Source organism: Rodentibacter trehalosifermentans (assembly GCF_002000545.1).
Lineage (GTDB): Bacteria > Pseudomonadota > Gammaproteobacteria > Enterobacterales > Pasteurellaceae > Rodentibacter > Rodentibacter trehalosifermentans.
On record NZ_MLHL01000015.1, the window covers coordinates 161,379 to 185,877 of the forward strand.

At 41.4% G+C, this 24,499-nt stretch carries 24 protein-coding genes; 21 read left to right on the forward strand and 3 right to left on the reverse strand.

Going from position 1 to position 24,499, the window contains the following annotated elements:
• Positions 1-270: 270 nt before the first annotated feature.
• The 16 genes from ccmA to rnd all read left to right on the forward strand — a co-directional run bounded on the left by ccmA (position 271) and on the right by rnd (position 14,487).
• Positions 271-909: a cytochrome c biogenesis heme-transporting ATPase CcmA gene (ccmA, locus tag BKK52_RS03680; RefSeq protein ID WP_077419852.1), complete on the forward strand. Its 639-nt coding sequence runs from the start codon at positions 271-273 to the stop codon at positions 907-909.
• 4 nt (positions 910-913) lie between these two features.
• Entirely contained in the window at positions 914-1,579 is a 666-nt protein-coding gene (gene ccmB / locus BKK52_RS03685) for a heme exporter protein CcmB (RefSeq protein ID WP_077419853.1), read from the forward strand.
• 46 nt (positions 1,580-1,625) lie between these two features.
• The gene (locus BKK52_RS03690) at positions 1,626-2,363 is read left to right on the forward strand and encodes a heme ABC transporter permease (RefSeq protein ID WP_077477944.1); all 738 of its coding nucleotides are present in this window, start codon (positions 1,626-1,628) and stop codon (positions 2,361-2,363) included.
• A 66-nt stretch (positions 2,364-2,429) separates the two neighbouring features.
• A complete protein-coding gene (gene ccmD, locus BKK52_RS03695; RefSeq protein ID WP_077419855.1) occupies positions 2,430-2,633 on the forward strand; it encodes a heme exporter protein CcmD in 204 nt (67 codons plus the stop codon).
• The gene (gene ccmE / locus BKK52_RS03700) at positions 2,630-3,154 is read left to right on the forward strand and encodes a cytochrome c maturation protein CcmE (RefSeq protein ID WP_077419856.1); all 525 of its coding nucleotides are present in this window, start codon (positions 2,630-2,632) and stop codon (positions 3,152-3,154) included. Before ccmD ends, ccmE begins: the two co-directional genes overlap by 4 nt.
• Complete coding sequence (locus tag BKK52_RS03705; protein ID WP_077477946.1) at positions 3,151-5,097, forward strand: heme lyase CcmF/NrfE family subunit; 1,947 nt, start codon at positions 3,151-3,153, stop codon at positions 5,095-5,097. Before ccmE ends, BKK52_RS03705 begins: the two co-directional genes overlap by 4 nt.
• Before the next feature lie 46 nt (positions 5,098-5,143).
• A complete protein-coding gene (locus BKK52_RS03710) occupies positions 5,144-5,689 on the forward strand; it encodes a DsbE family thiol:disulfide interchange protein (protein ID WP_077477948.1) in 546 nt (181 codons plus the stop codon).
• Between the two features lie 41 nt (positions 5,690-5,730).
• Positions 5,731-6,231 carry a cytochrome c-type biogenesis protein gene (locus BKK52_RS03715; RefSeq protein WP_122983409.1) on the forward strand — a complete coding sequence of 167 codons (501 nt, stop codon included), beginning with the start codon at positions 5,731-5,733 and terminating at the stop codon, positions 6,229-6,231.
• The gene (gene ccmI, locus BKK52_RS03720) at positions 6,232-7,149 is read left to right on the forward strand and encodes a c-type cytochrome biogenesis protein CcmI (protein WP_077419860.1); all 918 of its coding nucleotides are present in this window, start codon (positions 6,232-6,234) and stop codon (positions 7,147-7,149) included.
• Positions 7,150-7,336: 187 nt separating this feature from the next.
• Complete coding sequence (locus BKK52_RS03725) at positions 7,337-7,909, forward strand: DUF8095 domain-containing protein (RefSeq protein ID WP_077419861.1); 573 nt, start codon at positions 7,337-7,339, stop codon at positions 7,907-7,909.
• Positions 7,906-8,211: a hypothetical protein gene (locus BKK52_RS03730; protein ID WP_077473618.1), complete on the forward strand. Its 306-nt coding sequence runs from the start codon at positions 7,906-7,908 to the stop codon at positions 8,209-8,211. The genes BKK52_RS03725 and BKK52_RS03730 overlap by 4 nt, the downstream gene beginning before the upstream one ends.
• A 158-nt stretch (positions 8,212-8,369) precedes the next feature.
• Positions 8,370-10,280 (forward strand): DNA repair helicase YoaA, encoded by a 1,911-nt coding sequence (gene yoaA / locus BKK52_RS03735; RefSeq protein WP_077477950.1) that lies wholly within the window; start codon positions 8,370-8,372, stop codon positions 10,278-10,280.
• A gap of 10 nt (positions 10,281-10,290) precedes the next feature.
• Positions 10,291-11,001, forward strand: coding sequence for a tRNA (adenosine(37)-N6)-threonylcarbamoyltransferase complex dimerization subunit type 1 TsaB (gene tsaB, locus BKK52_RS03740; protein WP_077419864.1), 711 nt, complete (start codon positions 10,291-10,293; stop codon positions 10,999-11,001).
• Entirely contained in the window at positions 11,001-11,540 is a 540-nt protein-coding gene (locus BKK52_RS03745; RefSeq protein WP_077477952.1) for a Slp family lipoprotein, read from the forward strand. Before tsaB ends, BKK52_RS03745 begins: the two co-directional genes overlap by 1 nt.
• Before the next feature lie 47 nt (positions 11,541-11,587).
• Positions 11,588-13,276, forward strand: a complete 1,689-nt coding sequence (fadD, locus tag BKK52_RS03750; protein ID WP_077419866.1) for a long-chain-fatty-acid--CoA ligase FadD — start codon at positions 11,588-11,590, stop codon at positions 13,274-13,276.
• 56 nt (positions 13,277-13,332) lie between these two features.
• Positions 13,333-14,487 carry a ribonuclease D gene (rnd, locus tag BKK52_RS03755; RefSeq protein ID WP_077419867.1) on the forward strand — a complete coding sequence of 385 codons (1,155 nt, stop codon included), beginning with the start codon at positions 13,333-13,335 and terminating at the stop codon, positions 14,485-14,487.
• Positions 14,488-14,552: 65 nt separating this feature from the next.
• On the opposite strand, the gene pta is transcribed toward rnd, so the two are convergent.
• Positions 14,553-16,691: a phosphate acetyltransferase gene (pta, locus tag BKK52_RS03760; protein WP_077419868.1), complete on the reverse strand. Its 2,139-nt coding sequence runs from the start codon at positions 16,689-16,691 to the stop codon at positions 14,553-14,555.
• Between the two features lie 65 nt (positions 16,692-16,756).
• A complete protein-coding gene (locus tag BKK52_RS03765) occupies positions 16,757-17,956 on the reverse strand; it encodes an acetate kinase (protein ID WP_077419869.1) in 1,200 nt (399 codons plus the stop codon).
• Between the two features lie 231 nt (positions 17,957-18,187).
• Between BKK52_RS03765 and yfbV the strand changes: the two genes are divergently transcribed.
• From yfbV to purF, 3 genes are all read left to right on the forward strand, one after another.
• Complete coding sequence (gene yfbV, locus BKK52_RS03770; protein WP_077419870.1) at positions 18,188-18,631, forward strand: terminus macrodomain insulation protein YfbV; 444 nt, start codon at positions 18,188-18,190, stop codon at positions 18,629-18,631.
• Positions 18,632-18,729: 98 nt separating this feature from the next.
• The gene (locus BKK52_RS03775; protein WP_077419871.1) at positions 18,730-19,221 is read left to right on the forward strand and encodes a CvpA family protein; all 492 of its coding nucleotides are present in this window, start codon (positions 18,730-18,732) and stop codon (positions 19,219-19,221) included.
• Between the two features lie 10 nt (positions 19,222-19,231).
• Entirely contained in the window at positions 19,232-20,749 is a 1,518-nt protein-coding gene (gene purF / locus BKK52_RS03780) for an amidophosphoribosyltransferase (RefSeq protein ID WP_077419872.1), read from the forward strand.
• Positions 20,750-20,790: 41 nt separating this feature from the next.
• Here the strand turns inward: purF and BKK52_RS03785 are convergent, their stop codons facing one another.
• Complete coding sequence (locus tag BKK52_RS03785) at positions 20,791-21,822, reverse strand: branched-chain amino acid aminotransferase (RefSeq protein WP_077419873.1); 1,032 nt, start codon at positions 21,820-21,822, stop codon at positions 20,791-20,793.
• A 469-nt stretch (positions 21,823-22,291) separates the two neighbouring features.
• Between BKK52_RS03785 and BKK52_RS03790 the strand changes: the two genes are divergently transcribed.
• Complete coding sequence (locus tag BKK52_RS03790) at positions 22,292-23,185, forward strand: transcriptional regulator GcvA (RefSeq protein WP_077419874.1); 894 nt, start codon at positions 22,292-22,294, stop codon at positions 23,183-23,185.
• Entirely contained in the window at positions 23,178-24,263 is a 1,086-nt protein-coding gene (rlmM, locus tag BKK52_RS03795) for a 23S rRNA (cytidine(2498)-2'-O)-methyltransferase RlmM (RefSeq protein ID WP_077419875.1), read from the forward strand. The genes BKK52_RS03790 and rlmM overlap by 8 nt, the downstream gene beginning before the upstream one ends.
• Positions 24,264-24,499: the final 236 nt, after the last annotated feature.

The following is a 24,499-nucleotide window of genomic DNA, read 5'->3' on the forward strand; positions in this document are numbered from 1 at the left end:
GTTCCTTCTATAAAATAAAGTGGTGATTTTAATCATTTTGGTTGGGGTGATAAAACCCTTACCCAAAATTGCTCGAATAGTAGCAGAAAATTTGATTTAGATCATTAAATGTTTTCTTTTAGTGAAATTGTCCTTTTTGATAAATCTTGTTTTAAATCAATAAAACCTATGATCTACGTCTAAAGAGTTAGCGTTTTCGTCTGTTAGGAATCTCGTCAAATGTTTACCTTATGATAGAATATCGGCAATTTTATTTGGTGGTTTTTTCTTATGTTTGATGCCCATAGCTTATCCATAAAAAATCTCGCTTGCCGGCGTGGTGAGAGGATGCTTTTCCGTGCGTTATTGCAAGAGTTTAAAAGCGGTGATTTTGTTCAAGTGGAAGGGCATAACGGCATTGGGAAAACCAGTTTATTAAGAATTTTAGCCGGGCTTGCGCAACCCTTGGAGGGGGAGGTGTATTGGGATGGTGAGCCCATCACCAAACAACGGGAAATGTATCACCAGCATTTGCTCTACTTAGGGCATCTTTCCGGCGTAAAACCTGAATTAACCGCTTGGGAAAATTTACAATTTTATCAACGTATTAGTCAGGCAACCACCGGTGAGGAAGCGCTTTGGGCGGTGCTAGAAAAAGTGGGATTAGTTGGTCGTGAGGATTTACCTGCGGCACAACTTTCTGCCGGTCAACAGCGACGTATTGCTTTAGCCCGTTTATGGCTTTCCCGAACTGCCCTCTGGATTTTGGATGAGCCGTTCACGGCGATTGATAAAAAAGGTGTGGAAATTTTGACCGCACTTTTTGATGAGCATACCCAACAAGGTGGTATTGTCTTATTAACCAGCCATCAAGATGTGCCGAGCTACCATTTGAAAAAACTCAATTTAGCCAACTATAAAGCGGAATAAACGGATGATTTTTTGGGAAATCGTAAAGCGTGAATTACAAATTGCCATGCGTAAGCGAGCGGAGATTTTAAATCCGCTTTGGTTTTTTTTAATTGTGATTACCTTATTTCCCCTTGTGATAGGGCCGGATCCCGTATTACTTTCCCGTATTGCACCGGGCATTGCTTGGGTTGCCGCCTTGCTTTCTGCACTCCTTTCTTTCGAACGTCTATTTCGTGATGATTTCATTGACGGTTCGCTTGAACAATTAATGCTGACAACACAACCGCCGGTCTTAACCGCCCTAGCCAAAGTGTTATCCCATTGGCTTTTAACCGGTTTGCCTCTTATTTTGCTTTCCCCCATTGCCGCATTATTACTTTCTCTTGAGGTTCATCTTTGGTGGGCATTGGTGCTGACACTGCTTCTCGGTACGCCCGTGCTGAGTTGTATTGGGGCGATTGGTGTGGCGCTGACAGTGGGGTTGCGTAAAGGTGGGGTATTGCTAAGTTTAATTGTTGTGCCTTTATTTATTCCGGTACTTATTTTTGCCTCTTCGGTGTTAGAGGCGGCGGGATTAAACGTGCCTTACGGCGGACAATTGGCGATTTTGGGTGCAATGATGACAGGGGCGATCACCCTATCGCCTTTTGCTGTGGTTGCGGCATTACGGATTAGTTTAGATAATTAGCTCAAAGAGCGGTCGTTTTTTCTCTTTTTTTTTGAAGGATTTTTTTATGTGGAAGTGGTTACATCCCTATGCGAAAGCGGAAACACAATATCACCTTTGCGGAAAATTGAGCCCGATATTTGCAGTGTTAAGTTTTCTCTTGTTGGTGGTTGGTCTCGTTTGGGGGCTGGCTTATGCACCGGCAGATTATCAACAAGGCAATAGTTTTCGTATTATGTATGTGCATGTTCCTACTGCCATTTGGTCTATGGGCGTTTATGGTTCTATGGCACTGGCGGCGGTTGTGGCCTTGGTGTGGCAAATCAAACAAGCACATTTAGCGATGATTGCAATGGCACCGATTGGCGCATTGTTTACTTTCCTTGCCCTTGTAACCGGGGCAATTTGGGGGAAACCTATGTGGGGAACTTGGTGGGTATGGGATGCCCGTTTAACCGCCGAGCTGATTTTATTTTTCCTCTATCTTGGTATTCTTGCCCTTTATTCCGCTTTTTCCGATCGGGCGATTGGGGCAAAGGCTTCGGGGATTTTGTGTATCACTACCGTGGTGATTTTGCCGATTATCCATTTTTCGGTGGAATGGTGGAATACGCTTCATCAAGGGGCAAGTATAACGAAATTTGAAAAACCTTCTATTGCGACCCCGATGTTAATTCCGCTGATTTTGTGTATCTTTGGCTTTTTAACCTTATACATTTGGCTAACTCTGGTTCGTTATCGGGTGGAATTACTCAAAGAAGAGGCAAAACGTCCTTGGGTCAAAGCGTTAGCGGAAAAAATATGATGTGCAGGCTTATGGCGTTGTACATGTGGAATTGAAAAGCGATGATAAAAAGAGGCAGGAATAGCAATGTTTTTTCAAACTTGGAGTGATTTTTTCAATATGGGCGGCTACGGTTTTTATGTGTGGCTCTCTTATGGAATCAGTTTTATCGCTATTGTGGCGTTAATCATACAAAGTATAAAACAACGAAAAAGCGTATTACGAAATGTTCAACGTGAAGCACTGCGTGAGGCACGTTTAAAACAAGTCAATAAAGGAAAGCTATTATGAACCCAAGACGTAAATCTCGACTTAAAATCATTACTTTTGTGGTAGTTGGCATCGCCATTGCCAGTGGTTTAATGTTGTATGCATTACGCCAAAATATTGATTTGTTTTATACCCCTTCCGAAGTGCTGCAAGGCAAAGAAAATAATCCAAATCAAAAGCCGGAGGTCGGGCAACGTATCCGAGTGGGCGGGATGGTCGTGGAAGGAACGGTGGAACGTGATCCGAAAAGCCTAAAAGTCCGCTTTGATTTAAATGATATTGGCCCGGCGATTACGGTGGAATATGAAGGTATTTTGCCGGATTTATTTCGTGAAGGGCAAGGTATTGTGGCACAAGGCGTATTGACTGAACCTACCGTATTAACTGCAACGGAAGTGTTAGCCAAACATGATGAAAACTATGTGCCCCCTGAATTGGGTGAAAAAATGCAAAAAGTGCATCAGCCAATGGGGGTTAATGCCTCTGATCTAAAAGGCGAAAGTGCTCGTGATCATCAAGAAAAACAAGAAGGCGGGAAATGATTGCTGAAATCGGAAATTATGCCCTTGCTCTAAGCCTTGGGGTGTCGTTAATGTTGGCAATTTTCCCTTTGTGGGGGGCGGAAGTTGGCAATGTACGGTTAATGGCATTGGCTCGCCCAATGACTTACGGGTTATTTGCCACGCTCACAATTGCTTTTGTCGCATTATTTTACTTATTTGCCGTCAATGATTTTACGGTGCAATATGTGGTGAATAATTCTAATAGTACGTTACCTATTTATTATCGACTTTCTGCCGTTTGGGGTTCGCACGAAGGCTCATTATTACTTTGGATTTGGCTGCTTACCCTTTGGTCAACAGCGGTTGCATTATTAAGCAAACATTTGCCACAAGAAGCCCTAGCCCGAGTATTAGGAATTATGGGGATCATCAGCGTAGGCTTTGTGTTGTTTGTCTTATTCACCTCCAATCCTTTTACCCGCACCTTTCCTGATTTTCCGGTGGATGGAAAAGAATTAAATCCAATGTTACAGGATATTGGGTTAATTTTTCACCCTCCTTTGCTTTATATGGGCTATGTGGGCTTTTCGGTTGCCTTTGCTTTTGCAATTGCTTCACTGATGACGGGTAAACTTGATTCTGCTTGGGCACGCTGGTCACGGCCTTGGACAATGGCTGCTTGGGTATTTTTAACCCTTGGGATTGTATTGGGTTCTTGGTGGGCGTATTACGAGCTTGGCTGGGGGGGCTGGTGGTTTTGGGACCCCGTTGAAAATTCTTCCTTTATGCCTTGGCTTGCCGGCACGGCATTAATTCACTCTCTTGCGGTGACTGAAAAACGAGGGGCCTTTAAAGCTTGGACGGTATTACTTGCGATTTTGGCTTTTTCCCTTTGTTTGCTTGGTACATTTTTAGTGCGTTCGGGAATTTTGGTCTCCGTTCACGCTTTTGCCTCGGACCCGACCCGTGGGCTTTATATTTTAGCTTATTTGGTGGTAGTGATAGGGGGGTCCCTTACCCTTTATGCGTATAAAGGTAATCAAATTCGCTCTCGTGATAATGCCGAACGATATTCTCGTGAAACCATGTTGTTATTAAATAATATCCTTTTAATGACCGCACTTTGCGTCGTCTTTTTAGGAACATTATTACCCCTTGTGCATAAGCAACTCGGCTTAGGGACAATTTCCATTGGGGCACCGTTTTTTGATCAAATGTTTTTGGTGATAATGACACCATTTGCCCTTTTGCTTGGTATTGGGCCTTTAGTGAAATGGCGTCGAGATCAATTTTCAGCCATTCGCACCCCTGTTTTTATTAGCCTGATTGTGATGATGATAGCAGGCTTTGCTTTGCCTTATTTGCTACAAGATAAGATAACCGTCAGTGCGGTATTGGGGACGATGATGACGGTCATTATCCTATTACTTGCCCTCTATGAATTGCAACAACGTGCAACCTATCGAGAACATTTTTTTGTTGGTATTCGTAAACTTTCCCGTTCTCATTGGGGAATGGTATTCGCGCATTTAGGGGTGGCGATGACGGTATGGGGCATTGCCTTTAGCCAAAATTTCAGTATAGAACGTGATGTGCGTATGACCGTAGGGGATAGTGCTCAAATTGGGCGTTATGATTTCAAATTTGTCGGGGTAAGTGATGCCAATGGCCCAAATTATATTGGGGGAAAAGCACAAATTGACATAACAAAAGACGGTAAACCGGAAGGCACCTTGTTTGCTGAAAAACGCTTTTATACGGTAAGCCGAATGTCTATGACAGAGGCGGCCATTAATGGCGGTTTAACAAGGGATCTTTATGTAGCGTTAGGTGAAAAATTAGATGATAGTTCTTGGGCGCTGCGTTTATATTATAAGCCTTTTATCCGTTGGATTTGGATAGGTGGGTTATTTATGGCATTAGGCGGATTATTATGTATGTTTGACCGCCGTTATCGCCTTGGCTTATTACTCAAAAAATAATATCCGGTATGGCTCTCTATACCCTGTATTTAAAGTGCGGTAGAAAATGAAAAAGAAATTATTTATTCCTCTTGTTCTCTTTTTGATTGTGGCAGTGGCTTTTTTAGTGCAATTGAATCGTAATGCACAAGGTGAGGATATTAAAGCCTTAGAATCGGCTTTAGTTGGAAAACCGGTTCCGGAGAAGGCGCTTACGGATCTTTTTGACAACAAAACTTACGATAACGCATTGTTCCAACAGGGAAAACCCTTGTTGTTAAATGTATGGGCGACTTGGTGTCCGACTTGTTATGCCGAGCATCAATTTTTAAATCAACTCGCCCAACAAGGCGTGACGATTATCGGTTTGAATTATAAAGATGATTCCCTTAAAGCGATAAAATGGCTAAAAGAGCTAGGTAACCCTTATCAGGTGGTATTGAAAGATGAAAAAGGATCTTTTGGCTTAGATTTGGGGGTATATGGCGCACCGGAAACCTTTATTATTGACGGAAAAGGTGTGATTCATTACCGCTTAGCCGGCGATGTGAATGAAAAAGTGTGGAGGGAAACCTTAAAGCCAATTTATGACAAACTCTCGGAGCAAAAATAATGAAAAAATGGGGGCTTTTTTTTAGCAGAATAAGTGAAATGATGGTTTATCGCTTCACCGCCGTTGTCAGAGGCAAGGTTCAAAAAACATTGTTATTTTTGACCGCACTTTTCTCCACGACCGTCGCATTTTCAGCGATTGATACCTTAAGTTTTAATTCAACGGCACAAGAAAGCGATTACCATCAACTTACCCAATCGCTACGTTGCCCTCAATGTCAGAATAATAACATTGCCGACTCCAATGCCGCTATTGCGGTGGATATGCGGACAAAAGTATTTGATTTACTCAAAGAGGGAAAATCAAAAGAAGAAATTGTGGATTATATGGTGGCGCGTTATGGGCATTTTGTCACCTATGATCCGCCCATTACAAAAAGCACCTTGATTTTATGGATTGCACCTTTGCTTTCCCTGTTGTTTGGTCTTTTTTTCTTGCTAAAACGCAAAGCGAAACCTCAATCTGTACAAGGAGCTAACCATGAGTTAACGGAAGAAGAGCATACCCGTTTGGCCGAATTATTAAAACAAAAGGATAACTAGATGAATTTATTATTCAGTTTCATCCTACTGACATTGGTTGTAGCATTGATTTGTTTTTATCCCTTGTTACGCCAATTTAAAGGGAAAGACGAACAAAATCGTGATGAGTTGAACAAAGCGTTATATTTTTCACGTTTGCAAGAAATTGAGCAAGATAATGCACAGGGATTGGTGGAAAATGTGGGGGTACTCAAACAAGAATTACAAAAAAATTTATTGGATGATGTGCCTCAGCAAGAAGAAAAAAGCCAACAAGAGGAGAAGGCTTACGGCAAAGTTTGGTTTGCATGCGGTCTTTTAACAATCGGAATTATTGCCGGGACAAGTTATTTTATGGTGGGCGCTTGGCAAGCGGAATCTATGCTCACGCAAACCTATGAAAAATTACCTTATTTTTATGATCGTATAAAAGAAGAAAATACCCATCCCCTTTCTGATGAAGAAATGCAACAATTTTCTACCGCGCTTCGTATTGATTTACAAAAAAATCCAACTGATGCGAAAAAATGGTGGTTGTTGGGACAAATCGGAATGAATTTGGGCAATGCCCGTTTAGCCTTTGATAGCTATCAGAAAGCCAATCAGCTTGATCCGGAAAATGTACAATATAAATTAGGTTATGCTCGGGTGTTAATGTTTTCCGAGGATGCCACGGATAAGCTTAAAGGAGGGGATTTATTGCGTGAGGTCATTCGTCAGGATCACAGCAATATTGAAGCCCTAAGTTTGCTCGCATTTCGTTATTTTGAAACGGAGGATTACAAAATGGCGGCGGTCACTTGGGCGATGATGCTGCGTTTAATGCCCAAAGATGATGAACGTATCCCATTAATTGAAAAAAGTATTCGAGCCGCACGGGATGCTTTAGAAACTCAGCAGCAAGAGAAATCAAAACGTATTACGCCTGATAAAAATTAACGATATTGTCTTTACCATATCGTGACATCCGAAATTTTGTCATAAAAGGTAAAAAACGTGAGATAACCCATTAATTTCCCGTAAATTTTAGGGAGTTGATGGCGTAAAGAAAATGAAGTAAACTTTGGCAATTATCTAGATAATTTACCTGTATAACTTTATCTACGGATGATAAAAGGAATTAACTATGCATCATCGTAAAAGATTCAACATTTACTTTCTGTGCTTTTCCGCATTATTATTTTTTTCTCAATCCACTTATGCGAATACAGAAGGGGCGGTTGATGAAACTGATGGGCGTATCAAAACAAGTCTCGTACGTTATGTGGGAACGAAAGATCAGCGTACTTTAACACCGGATATCTCAACACAAGATGCCAAGGATTTAGGAAATAGTATTGAGTTTGAAGTTTATAAGGTAGATGAGAACTCCGCCTCCCGAAGCGTTTTTTTATCTCCTGCGGGAATATGTAAAGGGTTTAACAGTTCTTATGGCGTTGAGTTTACAAACTTTACAAACCACTACATAAAGAATGGTGATGACAGCCAATATTACGGTGGTATTACAGGTGCCTCGCTTTATCGGGAACGTGATCCTAATAATATGCAATATGTCCCCATTTATGCGATTAAAAATCCCTATTTAGAAAAAGAAATTCGCGAAAGAGAAATGAAGAAAACAAAAGATATTGTGAAAGATAAGATTTTCTCAAGTGAACAACTTTTAGATAAAATAATTTGTAAACCGAGTAAAAAATGAAAAAATTATTCATCGCACTTCCTGGGCTATTTCTTATAGCTTGTAGCTCACAACCGCCACAGCGAGATACAGGAATTTATGATATGAAAACCGTTCAGGAATATCAGGCACAGGTTGCCTCAGGAAGAACCGTTACTGCGGCACAAAAAGCAAAAGCGGCAAATGAAATTGATGATCCGATAAAAATGAATGCCAGCGATAGCGGATCGAAAGTGAAATATCAACGGGCTCCGGTTGCTATCGTACCAAGTATCGGCATCGGTTATTATCGGGGATACCGCCATCATCATTATTATTGGTAATGTGATGAAAAAATGCTCATCTTTTGATGAGCGTTTTTTATATTGGTAGAGAGCGCATATTTAAGTGCGGTCAATTTTTATTTCATTTTATTGGGCTTTGATTCAATCCCCCCTAATTTTGTTACACTACGGCAATATTAGAGGGAATATTTCATATTATGGTTAAGGTAATTGATGTTTTTGCTGAGAACGGTGCATTAACGCAGCAAATTAAAGGCTTTCGACCTCGCGCAGCACAGTTGGAAATGGCACAGGCGGTAGAAGAGGCGTTAGCCAATAAAACCTCATTGGTGGTGGAGGCCGGCACCGGTACAGGAAAAACCTTTGCTTATCTTGCACCCGCTCTGCTTTCCGCTAAGAAAACCATTATTTCGACCGGTTCTAAAAATTTACAGGATCAACTTTTCAAACGTGATCTTCCCACCATTAAAAAAGCGTTGAATTACACCGGTAAAACCGCATTACTGAAAGGTCGGGCAAATTATTTATGTTTAGAACGCTTAGAACAACTTATCGCTCAAGGGGTATTGGGGGATAAAACGGTACTGGCTGATTTATTTAAAGTGCGCCAGTGGAACACCTCAACACAAACCGGCGATTTGTCGGAATGTCCTGATCTTGCAGAAGATAGCCCAATTTTATCTCAATTAACCAGTACAGCAGAAAGTTGTTTGAGAACAGATTGCCCGAATTATGGGGATTGCTATGTGGCGCTTGCCCGTAAAAAGGCATTGCAAGCGGATGTGGTTGTGGTGAACCATCATTTATTTTTTGCGGATATGGCGGTAAAAGAAACGGGTTTTGGTGAGCTTATTCCACAGGCGGAAAATATTATTTTTGACGAAGCCCATCAGCTGCCTGATATCGCAAGCCAATATTTCGGACAATCAGTGACCTCCCGCCAATTTTTTGATCTTTGTAAAGATGTACAAATTGTTTACCGCACGGAATTAAAAGATCTAAAACAGCTTGGTAGTGCTGCCGATACTTTACAAAAAACCGTGCAGGATTTTCGCCTGTTATTGGGGGAGGGAAACCAACGGGGGAATTGGCGTGAATGCTTCAGGCAAGCGGCGGTTGAAAAAGCCTATAAAATCCTCGTTGAAAAATTGTTTTTTTTAGCAGAGGTGATGAAACTCGCATTAGGTCGCTCACAAAATTTAGATCACCTTTTTGAACGGGCGGAAAACCTGAAAATCCATTTACAACGCTTACTTGAAACCGCGCGCACGGGCTATTGTTATTGGTATGAAACCTTTGCCCGTCAGTTTGCTTTACATATTACACCTTTGACTGTAGCAGATAAATTCGGTGAGCAATTGAAAACCAAGCAAGCTGCATGGATTTTTACCTCCGCCACCTTAGAAGTGGGCGGCAAATTCGATTATTTTTGTCAGCGCTTGGGGATCGAAAACGCCCGGCAACTCATTTTACAAAGCCCCTTTAATTACACCGAGCAAGCGTTACTTTGCGTGCCTCGTTATTTACCTCATACCAATCGTGCAAACACCCAAGCAGAACTGGGTAAGATGTTATTGCCGGTGATTGAAGCCAATAAAGGGCGCTGCTTTGTCCTTTGCACCTCTTATGCGATGATGCGCCATCTTGCAGAGTATTTCCGTGAGCATAGCCAATTATCTGTTTTATTGCAGGGGGAAACCTCGAAAAGTGCGCTTCTATCACAATTTATTAATGAACCACATAGCGTGTTGGTGGCAACCTCCAGCTTTTGGGAAGGAATTGATGTGCGAGGTGATGCCTTATCCCTTGTGATTATTGATAAATTGCCTTTTACCTCACCGGATGAACCCTTATTAAAAGCCCGCATTGAAGATTGCCGCTTGCAAGGTGGAGAGCCTTTCAATGATATTCAAATTCCGGAAGCCGTGATAACCTTAAAACAAGGGGTAGGGCGATTGATTCGGGATGTCAGCGATCGGGGTGTGGTGATGATTTGTGATAATCGCTTAGTCATGCGCCCTTATGGACAAATTTTTTTACAAAGTCTGCCCCGCGCAAAGCGGACAAGGGATTTGGCAAAAGTTATCGAATTTTTAAAAACAATTTAGTGGAAAGAGAATGAATCAGTTAACGTTACTTGCATTGGATACCTCAACAGAAGCCTGTTCTGTTGCCCTCTATTATAAAGGGGAAAAAACCGCCATTAATGAATTGGCACAACGTACCCATACCCAACGTATTTTACCTATGGTTGATGAAATTTTGGCGCAATCGGGCATTCGTCTTACTCAACTTGATGCGTTGGCATTTGGGCGGGGACCGGGGAGTTTCACCGGTGTTCGTGTGGGTTGCAGTGTGGCACAGGGTTTAGCCTTAGGGGCAGATTTGCCTGTGTTACCCATTTCTAATTTAACGGCAATGGCACAGGCGGCATTTGAGCAATATCAAGTAGAACAGGTTGCAGCAGCCATTGATGCGAGAATGAATGAAGTGTATTTTTGTCGCCTTCAACGGCAAAAAGTGCGGTCAAATTTCGGTGAGTTTTTTGACTGGCAGATGATTGTCCCGGAGCAAGTTTGCTCACCATTAAAAGCCTTAGAACAAATGGGCAGTGAGCAAGATTTTTTAGTAGGCACCGGTTGGCAGGCCTATGAGGTATTTCAACAACAAGGGAAAAAAGGGTCAGACATTGAATTACCCGACGCCTTGTCAATGTTAGCCCTTGCACTTAATGATTGGCAACAAGGCAAAGCTATCTCTGCATTGGAGATTGAACCTGTTTATTTACGAAATACCGTGGCGTGGAAAAAATTACCCGGGAGAGAATAATGGTTAAGCAAATGATATTGTTTTTCGCTGTCGTTTTCGGATTAACGGCTTGTGTTAGCGCCCCAAAAGGGCTTGAGGCGGAAAATTTTACCCGAACGGATCTCACCCAAATTCAACCTAAGGATTATGCCTGTGCTTGTCATCCTGTTCGTTTAGGGGGCAAAATCATTCACGCCAAAGCGTTAGAGAACCGAATGGAACTTGAAGTTTTAAGTTTTCCGGTTGTCTCATGGAATGCAAAGCCTCTTATGGAAGCCCAAAGCAATGGGCGATTTATCGCCTATCTTGAAGGATTTATCGACCCTGAAATCTTAAAAAACCAATATATTACGGTGGGCGGGATATTAAAAAAACAACAGACAGGCAAGATTGATCAGGCAGATTATGTTTATCCGGTGATCGCCGTTAAACATTATCGCTTATGGAAAATTGGGGCGGACTATTACCCTGATTATGATGATTGGCGCTTTTATCGAGGGCGCTATTGGTATTATGACGATGGGCGCTATCCCCCGCAAATTCGCTATTATTTATATTAGATGATAAAATTTCCCCCGCTTTTCCTATGATAAATAAAGGATAAAAAATGGAAAAAATTTGGTTTCAAAATTATCCGGAGGGTGTACCTACGGAATTGGATACATCAAACTATGCCTCTATTTTAGATATGTTTGAAAAGGCAATACGCGAACATCCTGATCGCCCTGCTTATATTAATATGGGGCAGGTATTGACCTTTAGAAAATTGGAAGAGCGTAGCCGTGCTTTTGCGGCTTATTTGCAAAATGAATTGAAATTAAAACGGGGTGAGCGTGTCGCCTTAATGATGCCAAATTTATTGCAATATCCCATCGCATTATTTGGCGTATTACGAGCCGGGCTGATTGTGGTGAATGTCAATCCGCTTTACACCCCAAGGGAATTAGAGCACCAATTGCAAGATAGCGGTGCGACAACCATTGTGGTGGTATCAAATTTTGCTTCAACACTCGAAAAAATTGTTTTTAACACCAAGATTAAACATGTGATTTTAACCCGAATGGGCGATCAACTTTCCTTTGGTAAACGTACCCTTGTTAATTTCATTGTGAAATATGTCAAAAAATTAGTACCAAAATACAAATTACCTCATGCGGTGACGTTTCGTGAAGTACTGAGCATTGGAAAACACCGTCAATATGTGCGTCCGCAAGTGGAACGGGAAGATTTGGCTTTTTTACAATACACCGGCGGGACGACCGGCGTCGCCAAAGGGGCAATGCTCACTCACGGCAATATTATTACCAATGTTTTTCAAGCAAAATGGATTGCTGATCCGTTTTTAGGGGATAGCCGCCGACAACGAACGGCTATCCTCGCTTTACCGCTTTACCATGTTTTTGCTTTAACTGTGAACTGTTTGCTGTTTGTGGAGCTGGGGATCACCGCAATTTTGATTACCAATCCGAGAGATATTGACGGCTTTGTGAAAGAATTGAAAAAATATCCATTCCATGCCATTACCGGGGTTAATACCTTATTTAATGCACTATTAAATAATGAAAATTTCAAAGAGGTGGATTTCTCGTCTTTAAAATTATCGGTCGGGGGGGGGATGGCGGTGCAACAATCTGTAGCAAGCCGCTGGCATGAATTAACCGGCTGTAGCATTATTGAAGGCTACGGGATGACGGAATGTTCCCCACTGATTGCCGCCTGCCCGATTAATGTAGTGAAACATAACGGCACCATTGGTGTGCCTGTGCCGAACACAGATATTAAGATTATTAAAGAAGACGGGAGTGAGGCCGATATTGGCGAGCCGGGTGAGCTTTGGGTAAAAGGCGATCAGGTGATGCAAGGCTATTGGCAACGCCCTGAAGCCACACAGGAAGTCCTTAAAGCAGGCTGGATGGCAACTGGTGATATTGTCATTATGGATGAAAGCTATAATTTACGCATCGTTGATCGTAAAAAGGATATGATTTTAGTATCGGGGTTTAATGTTTACCCAAATGAAATCGAAGATGTGGTTATGCTCAATTATAAAGTTTCTGAAGTTGTCGCCATTGGTGTGCCGAATGAGGTGTCGGGAGAAACCATTAAAATTTTTGTGGTGAAAAAAGACGAAAGTTTAACCCGAGATGAATTGCGTCAGCATTGTCGTCAGCATTTGACCGGTTATAAAGTGCCAAAAGAAATTGAATTTCGAGAGGAGCTTCCTAAAACCAATGTGGGAAAAATTTTACGCCGGGTGCTACGAGATGAAGAACTTGCCAAACACAGCAAAGATTAAACCACATGATGTATTATGGGATAGCAATATCCCATTTTTATTTTTGAAGAGAGGTTATGATGAAATCATATGAAAATCAACCGCACTTTTCTCTCATTACAAACAATCAATCATTGGCAGATTGTTGCCAGTTGGCCCGCCAAAAAAGTGCCGTGGCGTTAGATACGGAATTTGTGCGTGTTTCTACTTATTTCCCTAAACTAGGGCTTATTCAGCTTTATGACGGCGAGCAGATTTCCTTAATCGACCCTTTAACGATTACGGATTTTTCGCCTTTTATTGCCTTACTTGCAGATAGCAAAGTACTGAAAATTCTTCATGCTTGTAGCGAAGATCTTCTGGTCTTTTTACAGGAATTCGATCAATTACCGCAACCGATGATTGATACCCAAATTATGGCCCGTTTCTTAGGATTAGGAAATTCTGTGGGGCTGGCAAAATTGGCCTTGAAATATTTAAATACCGAGATTGATAAAGGCGCGACAAGAACCAATTGGATGAAACGTCCTCTCTCTGAAACGCAATTACATTATGCCGCCGGCGATGTGTATTATTTATTACCGATTTATCAGTATTTGCAAAAGGAATTATCGGCCACCCCTTGGTTACATGCGGTACAGTCTGATTGTGAGATGGCGTTAACTAAAACGAAAAAATTGCAAGACAGAGAGGGAGAAAAAGCCTATTTGGATATTCCAAATGTTTGGAAATTAAACCCGTTAGAGCTAGCTCGTCTAAAAGTATTGGCAAAATGGCGACAAGATGTGGCGATAGAGCGGGATCTTGCCCTTTCTTATGTGGTAAAATCCGAGAGTTTATGGAAAGTCGCCAAATATAATCCACGCAATACCTCTGAAATGCTTGAAATGGGACTGTCTAATAATGAGGTGAGGGTGCGTGGAAAGAAAATGTTACAACTTTTAGCCCAGGCACGCCGCATTTCGCCTTATGATTATCCGAAGCGGATTGTGCGTATTGTGGATGATCCCCGTTATAAGAAAGCCCTTCGCCTTTTGCAAGAAAAAGCCTATGAGCTCACCCCAAAAGGCTTAACTTTAGAAATTTTAGCCAGCAAGCGGAGCTTGGAGGCATTAATTAAGTGGGCTTGGCTACAGAATGAGCCGCAAGATAAATTACCGGATTTATTAGTGGGATGGCGTAGAGAAATTGGCTTACAGCTTTTGGCGTTGTTGAAATCGATTGAGTATTAAAATCATAAAAAAATGACCGCACTTTTGGTTAATCAAAGTGCGGTCATTTCTATTACAGTTTCAGATTAGCCTTGTGTGGCTTGGATTGCGGTTAAGGCAATGGTATAGACAATATCGTCAACCAATGCGCCACGGGAGAGATCGTTCACCGGTTTACGCATACCTTGTAGCATTGGGCCAATAGACACTAAATCTGCAGAGCGTTGTACCGCTTTATAAGTGGTATTACCCGTATTTAAATCCGGGAAAACGAAAACCGTCGCTTTACCGGCAACCGGAGAATCCGGTGCTTTGGAGCGTGCCACATCTTCCATCACCGCCGCATCATATTGTAACGGGCCGTCAATTAATAAATCCGGGCGTTTCTCTTTGGCGATACGGGTCGCTTCTTTTACTTTTTCTACATCGGCACCACTGCCTGATGTGCCGGTAGAATAAGAAATCATCGCCACTTTTGGATCAATACCAAAGGCTTTTGCGGAATCTGCCGATTGAATCGCAATTTCAGCCAGTTGCTCTGCATTCGGATCCGGGTTTACCGCACAGTCACCATAGACAAGCACTTGATCCGGTAACAACATAAAGAAGATAGAGGAAACAATTGAGCTACCCGGTGCGGTTTTAATGATTTGCATTGGTGGGCGAATGGTGTTTGCTGTGGTGTGCACCGCACCAGAAACTAAACCGTCCACTTCATTGGCTTCCAGCATCATCGTACCGAGTACAACGGTGTCTTCTAATTGTTCACGGGCTGCGGTTTCAGTCATCCCTTTCGCTTTGCGAAGTTCAACCAAACGTGCCACATAATTTTCACGAACATCAGCCGGGTTGATGATGGTGATGCCTTTACCTAACTCAACGCCTTGTGCTTCAGCGACACGTTGAACCGAGGCCGGATCGGCTAATAATACACATTCTGCAATACCACGCTCTGCACAAAGTGCTGCGGCTTTCACAGTACGAGGTTCATCACCTTCAGGAAGGACGATGCGTTTTTTCGCTGCACGGGCTAATTCGGTTAATTGGAAACGGAATGCCGGCGGAGAAAGACGGCGTAAACGTGTAGAACCCGCCACGAGACTGTTGATAAATTCCACATCGAATTGCTCACTCATATAGCGTTTTATATTTTCAATGCGTTCTTTATCATCAACCGGTACTTCAAGATTAAAACTTTGCAGACTTAATGCGGTTTGCCAAGTATTTCCCTCAATACGGAAAATTGGTAATTTTGTTGTTTCAAAAGCATGTTGGCAAAGTTTGTTAATTTGTGCATCAATTTTATAGCCGCCGGTTAAGAGCATACCGCCAATTTCTACACCATTTGAGGCTGCAAGTGCCGAGGCGACAATAACATCGGGACGATCGGCTGAAACCACTAACAGGCTACCAGCACGGAAATGTTCGACCATATTCGGTAGGCTTCTTGCACAGAAAGTAATACCACGAATACGGCGGTTGATATCACCTTCATTAATAATTGCCGCACCTAAGTGTTTGACGAGATCAATCGCACGAGTGGCAATTAAATCTGCAGACCATGGCACGCAAGCTAATAACTTAATTGCGCTATTGGCAAACAGCTTAACCAATTCCGCTTCACTATTGTGGCTGTGTTGGAAAGAATCAAAAATTTCCGTTAAATCCGGGCGGGTACGGCCTGATTCATCAATCGGCGCATTAAATTTATTCACCACAACCCCTAATAAATTCGGGTTATTTTTTCCCCCGAATAATGAGGCAGCGGCTTCTACACGTTCTTTTAATGCCGCCGGTGTTTCTGTTGCCGGCGCTGCCACTAAAATGATTTCCGCATCTAATGCTTGGGCAATTTCGTAGTTAATACTATTGGCATAAGTATGTTTGCGGGTTGGAATTAACCCTTCAACGACAACGATTTCATTATTTTTTGAAAGCAGTTGATGATTTTCAACAATTTTTTCTAATAATACATCAGACTGGTTTTGACCGATTAAGGATTCCGCAACACTTAACATAAAGGGTTCAGCGGTTTCTAACGTAGTGCTGGTACGCACGATGGAAGTGGTGCGATCTAATTGATCTTCACCGGAATTAGGCTGAGAAATCGGTTTCATAAAGCCCACTTTCGCGCCTTTTTGTTCAAGAGATTGGATTAAACCCAAGCTAACGCTGGTTAAACCGACACCGGCACTGATAGGGATAAGGATAATGGTACGAGACATAACAAACCTTAATTGATTGAGTTGTAAAGAAAAACTGCCGAAAAATTCGGCAGTTTGTTGTTAAATTAGAAACAAAGTTTTGCAGTATCTTGTGCAATGACTAATTCTTCGTTGGTTGGAATCACCATAGCGATTGGTGTATCTTCTTTAGTGATGACCCCTTCATTACCAAAACGAGCAGCCAAATTGCGTTCTTCATCAATTTGGTAACCGAAAAGTTTTAAGTGATTTAACGTGATTTCACGCACATGGGCTGAGTTTTCACCAATACCACCGGTAAATACGATGGCATCTAAACGTTCACCAATCACCGCCATATAAGAGCCGATGTATTTTGCTAAACGATAACAGAATACATTTAATGCACGTTTGGCAGGTACTTCGCTGTCATAGTTATCTTCAGCATAGCGACAATCGCTTGTCACTTCCGTTAAACCTAAAAGACCGGATTTTTTGGTTAATGTTGTTTCGATTTCTTCAACAGACATGCCTAAGGTTTTATGCATATAGAACATAATTGCCGGATCAATATCTCCGGAACGGGTTCCCATGACTAGCCCTTCTAACGGTGTTAAGCCCATTGAAGTATCAATACACTCACCGTGACGAATCGCCGCCACAGAAGCGCCGTTACCTAAATGGCAGGTGATTACATTGACTTTATCTTCAGCCACGCCTAAACGTTTTGCCGCTTCACGGCTGACATAGTAATGGCTTGTACCATGCGCACCATAACGACGAACACCATGATCTTTGTATAAAGAATAAGGTAATGCGTATAAATAAGCTTCTTCCGGCATGGTTTGATGGAAAGCGGTATCAAATACAGCCACATTTTTATCTTTTAATGCCGGGAATAATTTGAAGGCTTCACGAATACCGATTAAATGCGCCGGGTTATGTAACGGTGCAAATTGGATCGCATTTTCAATTTCGCTAACTACTTCATCGGTGATTAATGCGGATTTGGTAAATTTTTCACCGCCGTGAACGATACGATGACCGATAGCGGAAATGCTACTTTGTAATTCAGGATCTTTAGTAAAAATATTTTCAACAATGAAGTTCAGGGCTTCTGCGTGTGCCGCCCCCGAACCTAAGTCCGCTTGTCCTTTTTCACCGTGCAATTTCCATTTGATGCGTGCTTCCGGTAAATAGAAGGCTTCAGCTAAACCCGATAATTTTTCATCGCCTGAGACGGGATCAAGGATTGAGAATTTTAATGATGAGCTACCACAGTTAAGGATAAGAACAAGTTTTGACATAAGAAACCTATTATAGATTGAAAGTTGATAGACATTTGTTCACTTACTGTAAATACAATGAACAAGCTAAGAGCTCGCATAGAATACACCTTTTATTTCATAAAATAAATTCATTGTGAAAGAAAAATCCGACTTCAATCAAAGATAAGGTAAATTTACCTCTATTTGATGAGATAGAAATCACAGACGAACTGGAGTATGATAAGTGCGGTTATTTTTAAGGGGGCTTTAATGTCGTTTTTTTCTATTTTGAAACAGGGGCAAGTTTACCTCAACACTTGGCCGAAAGAGGCAAAATTGGGAATAATTTTTCAGGAAAACCGCGTGATAAAAACCACGAATTTTGCACAAAAAACCATGCCGTTAATCGCTGTGTTTGCCGTGGTGTGGCAGCAACTTTACGCAAAGCAGGAAATCATCGCATTATCTACGGCAATTTTGACCGCACTTTTTGCATTGACACTTCCGCTCCAAGGGCTATATTGGTTGGGTAAACGTGCCCAATCTCCTTTAAGCGGGCAAAGTGCGGTATGGTTTTACGATATTTGCGAACGCTTGAAAAAAATTCACGAACCCTTACCAATCGTGCAAGATAAACCGACATATCAACATTTGGCTGAAGTTTTAAAGAAAGCGGAGCTGCGGTTAGCCAGGTCATTTTGGCAAGAAATTTAGCCGAATTTATCTTACGCAAACGTTTTCCTTTTTACTTTATTTTTTGTAGAATACGCAGGCTGCTTTAAGCAGCTCTTTTTTATTGAGAGATTTTTTTAATGATCGATTACATTATTATTGGCATTATCGCTTTTTCTATTCTTGTCAGTTTACTCCGTGGCTTTGTCCGTGAAGTATTATCACTTGCCAGCTGGGTTGTCGCATTTATCGTAGCAAGTCAGTTTTATCCTTACCTTGCCACTTATCTAACGCAAATTGAATCTATGTATGTGAGAAACGGCACGGCAATCGGGATTTTGTTTGTGGTGACATTAATTGTCGGCGGTATCGTTAATTTTGTGATTGCTCAATTGGTTGATAAAACCGGATTAAGCGGTACGGATCGTGTACTAGGGGCAGCATTCGGTTTATTACGTGGCGCATTAATTGTTGCCGCAATCTTATTTTTCTTGGATACCTTCACGAATTTTGAACAAACCGACTGGTGGAAAGAATCAACATTGATTCCGCACTTTGGGTTTATTATCGAATGGTTTTTCCAACAGCTTCAAGCAAGCTCCAGTTTCTTAAATTCAACATTTAATCAATAAGGGTTATGAAATGTGTGGTATCGTCGGTATTGTAAGTCAAAGTCCGGTTAATGAATCTATTTATGCGGCATTAACGTTGTTGCAACATCGTGGGCAAGATGCCGCGGGAATTGTGACGGTAGACGATGAAAATCGCTTCCGTTTACGTAAAGCCAATGGATTAGTCAGCGATGTTTTTAGACATGAACATATGTTGCGGCTACAAGGCAATGCCGGAATGGGACACGTGCGTTATCCCACCGCGGGCAGCTCAAGTGTTTCGGAAGCCCAACCTTTCTATGTGAACTCACCTTATGGGGTGACTTTAGTTCATAACGGTAATTTAACCAATTCGGCAGAATTGAAAGAAAAAGTGTTTAGAACGGCTCGCCGCCATGTGAATACCAATTCCGATTCAGAATTGCTTTTAAACATTTTTGCCAATCACCTTGATAATATTCCACAAGATCATCTGGATCCGCAGGATATTTTTTATGCGGTGCGCAAAACTCACAACGATGTGCGTGGGGCTTATGCTTGTCTTGCGATGATTATCGGACACGGTATGGTGGCATTTCGTGATCCTTTTGGCATTCGCCCTCTCGTGTTGGGGCAGCGTGAAGAAAATGGCAAAACGGAATATATGTTTGCTTCAGAAACCGTTGCGTTGGATGTGGCAGGGTATGATTTTGTTCGAGATGTGGCACCGGGTGAAGCCATTTATGTGACGTTTGATGGTGAACTTTACGCACAACAATGTGCTGAAAGTGCGGTGTTAAATCCTTGTATTTTTGAATATGTTTATTTTGCCCGTCCTGATTCTATCATGGATGGCGTTTCTGTCTATGCCGCACGTGTTCACATGGGGGAACGCTTAGGACAAAAAATTGCACAAGAATGGCAAGATGAACTGGACAACATTGATGTGGTTATTCCCGTGCCGGAAACTTCAACGGATATTGCATTGCAAATTTCTAATGTGCTGAACAAACCTTATCGTCAGGGTTTTGTGAAAAACCGCTATGTGGGGCGCACTTTCATTATGCCGGGACAAGCACAACGTATCAGTTCCGTACGCCGTAAACTCAATACCATTAAAGCGGAATTTAAAGATAAAAATGTGCTATTGGTGGATGATTCTATTGTGCGTGGTACCACATCGGAACAAATCGTTGAAATGGCACGGGCAGCCGGTGCGAAGAAAATTTACTTTGCCTCTGCCGCTCCGGAAATTCGTTATCCGAATGTATATGGCATTGATATGCCAACAAAAAATGAATTGATTGCGTACGGTCGTGATGTTGATGAGATTGCAAAATTGATTGGCGTAGATAAGCTAATTTTCCAAGATCTGAATGCCTTAACGGAATCCGTTCAGCAAGAAAATCCTGCGATTAAAGGATTTGATTGCTCGGTCTTTACTGGTGAATATGTTACAGGTGATATTACGTCTGAATATTTGGATAGCATTGCTTCGCAGCGTAATAATTCAGCGAAGAAAAAACGTGAAAAAGATGCTACGAATTTAGAAATTCATAATGAGAGATAAAAAAGTGCGGTCAAATTGACCGCACTTTTCGTTGGAAAAGATTATTCGACTTTCACAATCCAGCCTTCCGGTGGTTCAATATCACCGAATTGAATACCGGTCAGTTCGTCATAAAGTTTACGGGTAACGGGACCCACTTCTGTTTCTGAATAGAAAACGTGGAATTTATCTTTATGCTGGATTCCGCCCACCGGTGAAATCACTGCCGCCGTCCCGCATGCACCGGCTTCGGCAAATTGATCAAGTTGATCAATATACACATCGCCTTCAATGGCCTCCATACCCAAACGTTCTTTGGCAATATAGAGTAATGAATATTTCGTGATACTCGGTAGGATAGATTCTGAAATTGGCGTGATAAATTTATTATCTTTAGTAATTCCGAAGAAATTCGCTGCACCCACTTCTTCAATTTTGGTATGGGTTTTCGGATCAAGATAAATGGCATCGGCAAACTTACGCCCTTCATTACCTTGTTCTACCGCTAATTCATGAGGGAGTAAACTTGCCGCATAGTTTCCTCCGACTTTTACACCGCCGGTTCCCATTGGTGCTGCGCGATCGTATTCGGTTGTAATGAAATTAGATGGTGTTAATCCGCCTTTGAAATAAGCCCCTACAGGGCAACAGAATACGGAAAAAATAAACTCAGGTGCCGCTTTTACACCAATGTTTTCTCCTACGCCAATGAGGAAAGGGCGCAAATATAAGGTTGCGCCGGAACCGTAAGGTCCAACCCATTCTTCGTTTGCTTTCACTACTTCTTTACAGGCTCGAACGAATAATTCCGTTGGGACTTGTGGCATTAAAAGACGATCTGCTGTGTGTTGCATACGTTTTGCGTTTTCGTCAGGACGGAATAAGTTAATTGATCCGTCTTTACAACGGTAGGCTTTTAAACCTTCAAAACATTGTTGACCGTAGTGAAGTGCGGTTGAACCTTCGTGAATATGCAACGTATTATCTGTGGTGAGTTTGCCTTCATCCCATTTACCGTTTTTCCAATGGGCAATAAAGCGATAGTCGGTTTTAATATAATTAAAACCAAGGTTGTGCCAATCTAAGTCTTTCATTTTGCTTCCCTTTATGTTTTGTATGAATGAAATGCCGTTTAATCTACATCATTATTCTGTGCATTTAAACCTTAAAATAGAAATTTTTTGTGATTCTTCAAAATTTAGCGAAGGAATTTAAACCTAATAAAATGAAAGAAGAAAAAAAAGAAGTGTGCTAGAATCGCACGCAAAAAAACGCCACTCAAAGGAGTGGCGCTTAACCAAAAGGTTTAAATAATACAGGAAGTAAATGAGTAACTTATTTTGTTACCCAAGTTCGGTTTCCCGAACTCTATGCAAACACAACATCATACTTAAGTCCGAAACTCATTAACTAGTAAGGAATTACCAATCATTAAGTATGTGCGCATTGTAGGAAGTGGTGATAAGAAGAACAAATGATGTTTTTTTATTTGATGGATTAGAAAAAATAATCCGAAAGAAAACCCGCCTATTATAAATAAAAAAATTCTTTTTGGGTACTATTATGTATAAACGTTTGCCCCCTTTGAATTCACTGAAGTCTTTTGAATCCGCAGCACGACATTTAAGTTTCACAAAAGCGGCAGATGAGCTTTTTGTGACCCAGGCTGCGGTGAGTCATCAAATAAAACTGCTGGAAGATTTTTTAGGCGTTGAATTATTTAAACGTAAAAATCGGGCTTTAGAATTGACAGAGTTTGGTCAGGCCTATTTTGTCGATATTAATAAAATTCTGCGTAAATTGAATGAAGCAACGGAAAAATTATTAATCTTAAAAAACGATCCTCACCTGAGTATCGGTGTGCCTCAAACCTTTGGTATTCAATGGCTTGTGCCGCATCTTAGCGAGTTTAACCGTCTCCATCCTGAAATTGAAGTACGCTTAAAAGGGGTTGATCAAGATGAAGGATTATTAAATAAAGAAATTGATCTTGCGATTTATTATGGTAAAGGGAACTGGCAAAATTTGCAGGTAGATCGTTTGGGTAAAGAAAATTTGTTGATTTTGGCTTCGCCGGAATTATTGGCTAAAAATCCCATTCATTCCAAAGAAGAGTTGAAAAATCATACCTTAATTCATACCCATACACGTGATAATTGGCGTGCAATGGCGGATTATTTGGCACTTGATGAACTTAATATCCAACAGGGACCGTTATTCAGTCATACATTTATGGCATTACAAGCAGCAATTCATGGGCAAGGCATTGTATTAGCAAATCGGTTGCTTGCCTTGCAAGAAATTGAGCATGGTTTACTTAAGGTTGTATTGCCAACAGATTTTCCCGATCCAAAATCCTTTTATGTGGTGAATCATCTTGATCGTCTTGATGACGAACAAACCCAAGCCTTTCGCCATTGGATAATTAACACAATAAAAAATGAAGAAGATGAATAAACTTGCATTATATTGCCGTTCAGGTTTTGAGAAAGAAGTGGCGGCAGAAATAACCGAGCACGCCGCAGATTTGGGCATATTTGGTTTTGCCCGAGTACAAGAACAGTCCGGTTACGTTATTTTTGAATGTTATCAGCCCAATGAAGCAGACCGTTTAGCGCGTGAAGTGCCTTTTAATCGGCTCATTTTTGCCCGCCAAATGTTGGTGGTAGCCGATTTATTGGAAAACCTTGATCCCACAGATCGCATTAGTCCGATTGTGGCAACATTTGAGAAAATATCGGAACAGATCAATCTTCGTTTATCTACAGAGTTATTTGTAGAAACGGCGGATACGAATGAATCAAAAGAACTTTCTACGTTCTGTCGAAAATTTACCGTGCCATTGCGTCAAGCCTTGAAAAAGAAAGGTTGGCTAACGGCAAACGCCAAAAAGAGCGGTCTGTTTTTGCATTGTTTTTTTGTGAAACCCAATTGTTGCTATGTGGGTTATTCCTATATCAACAACCATTCCGATCACTTTATGGGGATTCCCCGTTTGAAGTTCCCTTCTGATGCACCAAGTCGCTCTACCTTAAAATTAGAAGAAGCGATTTTGACATTTATTCCGAGGAAAGAAGAATCGAAGCGTTTAAATGAAAATATGATTGCTGTTGATCTTGGGGCTTGTCCGGGCGGTTGGAGTTATCAATTAGTCAAACGAGGTTTATTTGTCTATGCGGTGGATCATGGAAAAATGGCGGAGAGTTTGCATGAAACTGGACGAATCGAGCATTGCGCCGAAGATGGATTTAAATTTCAACCTCCAAAACGCAAAAAAGTGGATTGGTTAGTGTGTGATATGGTGGAACAGCCCGGCCGTATTACGAATTTAATTGCTAAATGGTTGGTGAACGGCTGGTGTCGTGAAACGATTTTTAATTTAAAATTACCTATGAAAAAACGCTATCAAGAAGTGAGGCAATGCCTAGAAAACCTTACAGAAATGTTGAATAAACAACATTTCACCTTTGAGATTTGGGCAAAACACCTCTACCACGATAGAGAAGAAATTACCGTTCACATTGTGCTCAAATAAGAAAAAGCCTTTTTCCTCAATATAGGAAAAGGGCTTTAGTGAAAGAGAGAAGAAACCGCAGAGACATTCTCAAAATCCCCTCTATTTTTATATGATTGTTATTGTTAAAACTTGAGTTTTTGGTTTTATTTAAGTATTTTATCTCCAATATTAATCTGAACATTTATCTATGAAGCCCTCTTTTTCTTTTTTAGCGCTAAGCAGCCTTTTTCTTTTCCCCTCTTTTGTTCAAGCCG

Bases quoted from the DNA above. Each gene is read 5' to 3' on its own strand.
- BKK52_RS03705 (WP_077477946.1), top strand. From the start codon at position 3,151: ATGATTGCTGAAATCGGAAATTATGCCCTTGCTCTAAGCCTTGGGGTG.
- BKK52_RS03725 (WP_077419861.1), top strand. From the start codon at position 7,337: ATGCATCATCGTAAAAGATTCAACATTTACTTTCTGTGCTTTTCCGCA.
- BKK52_RS03715 (WP_122983409.1), top strand. From the start codon at position 5,731: ATGGTTTATCGCTTCACCGCCGTTGTCAGAGGCAAGGTTCAAAAAACA.
- ccmB (WP_077419853.1), top strand. From the start codon at position 914: ATGATTTTTTGGGAAATCGTAAAGCGTGAATTACAAATTGCCATGCGT.
- fadD (WP_077419866.1), top strand. From the start codon at position 11,588: ATGGAAAAAATTTGGTTTCAAAATTATCCGGAGGGTGTACCTACGGAA.
- BKK52_RS03775 (WP_077419871.1), top strand. From the start codon at position 18,730: ATGATCGATTACATTATTATTGGCATTATCGCTTTTTCTATTCTTGTC.
- pta (WP_077419868.1), bottom strand. From the start codon at position 16,691: ATGTCTCGTACCATTATCCTTATCCCTATCAGTGCCGGTGTCGGTTTA.
- BKK52_RS03710 (WP_077477948.1), top strand. From the start codon at position 5,144: ATGAAAAAGAAATTATTTATTCCTCTTGTTCTCTTTTTGATTGTGGCA.
- rnd (WP_077419867.1), top strand. From the start codon at position 13,333: ATGATGAAATCATATGAAAATCAACCGCACTTTTCTCTCATTACAAAC.
- ccmE (WP_077419856.1), top strand. From the start codon at position 2,630: ATGAACCCAAGACGTAAATCTCGACTTAAAATCATTACTTTTGTGGTA.
- rlmM (WP_077419875.1), top strand. From the start codon at position 23,178: ATGAATAAACTTGCATTATATTGCCGTTCAGGTTTTGAGAAAGAAGTG.
- purF (WP_077419872.1), top strand. From the start codon at position 19,232: ATGTGTGGTATCGTCGGTATTGTAAGTCAAAGTCCGGTTAATGAATCT.
- BKK52_RS03730 (WP_077473618.1), top strand. From the start codon at position 7,906: ATGAAAAAATTATTCATCGCACTTCCTGGGCTATTTCTTATAGCTTGT.
- BKK52_RS03690 (WP_077477944.1), top strand. From the start codon at position 1,626: ATGTGGAAGTGGTTACATCCCTATGCGAAAGCGGAAACACAATATCAC.
- BKK52_RS03790 (WP_077419874.1), top strand. From the start codon at position 22,292: ATGTATAAACGTTTGCCCCCTTTGAATTCACTGAAGTCTTTTGAATCC.
- ccmD (WP_077419855.1), top strand. From the start codon at position 2,430: ATGTTTTTTCAAACTTGGAGTGATTTTTTCAATATGGGCGGCTACGGT.
- ccmI (WP_077419860.1), top strand. From the start codon at position 6,232: ATGAATTTATTATTCAGTTTCATCCTACTGACATTGGTTGTAGCATTG.
- BKK52_RS03745 (WP_077477952.1), top strand. From the start codon at position 11,001: ATGGTTAAGCAAATGATATTGTTTTTCGCTGTCGTTTTCGGATTAACG.
- yfbV (WP_077419870.1), top strand. From the start codon at position 18,188: ATGTCGTTTTTTTCTATTTTGAAACAGGGGCAAGTTTACCTCAACACT.
- ccmA (WP_077419852.1), top strand. From the start codon at position 271: ATGTTTGATGCCCATAGCTTATCCATAAAAAATCTCGCTTGCCGGCGT.
- BKK52_RS03785 (WP_077419873.1), bottom strand. From the start codon at position 21,822: ATGAAAGACTTAGATTGGCACAACCTTGGTTTTAATTATATTAAAACC.
- tsaB (WP_077419864.1), top strand. From the start codon at position 10,291: ATGAATCAGTTAACGTTACTTGCATTGGATACCTCAACAGAAGCCTGT.
- yoaA (WP_077477950.1), top strand. From the start codon at position 8,370: ATGGTTAAGGTAATTGATGTTTTTGCTGAGAACGGTGCATTAACGCAG.
- BKK52_RS03765 (WP_077419869.1), bottom strand. From the start codon at position 17,956: ATGTCAAAACTTGTTCTTATCCTTAACTGTGGTAGCTCATCATTAAAA.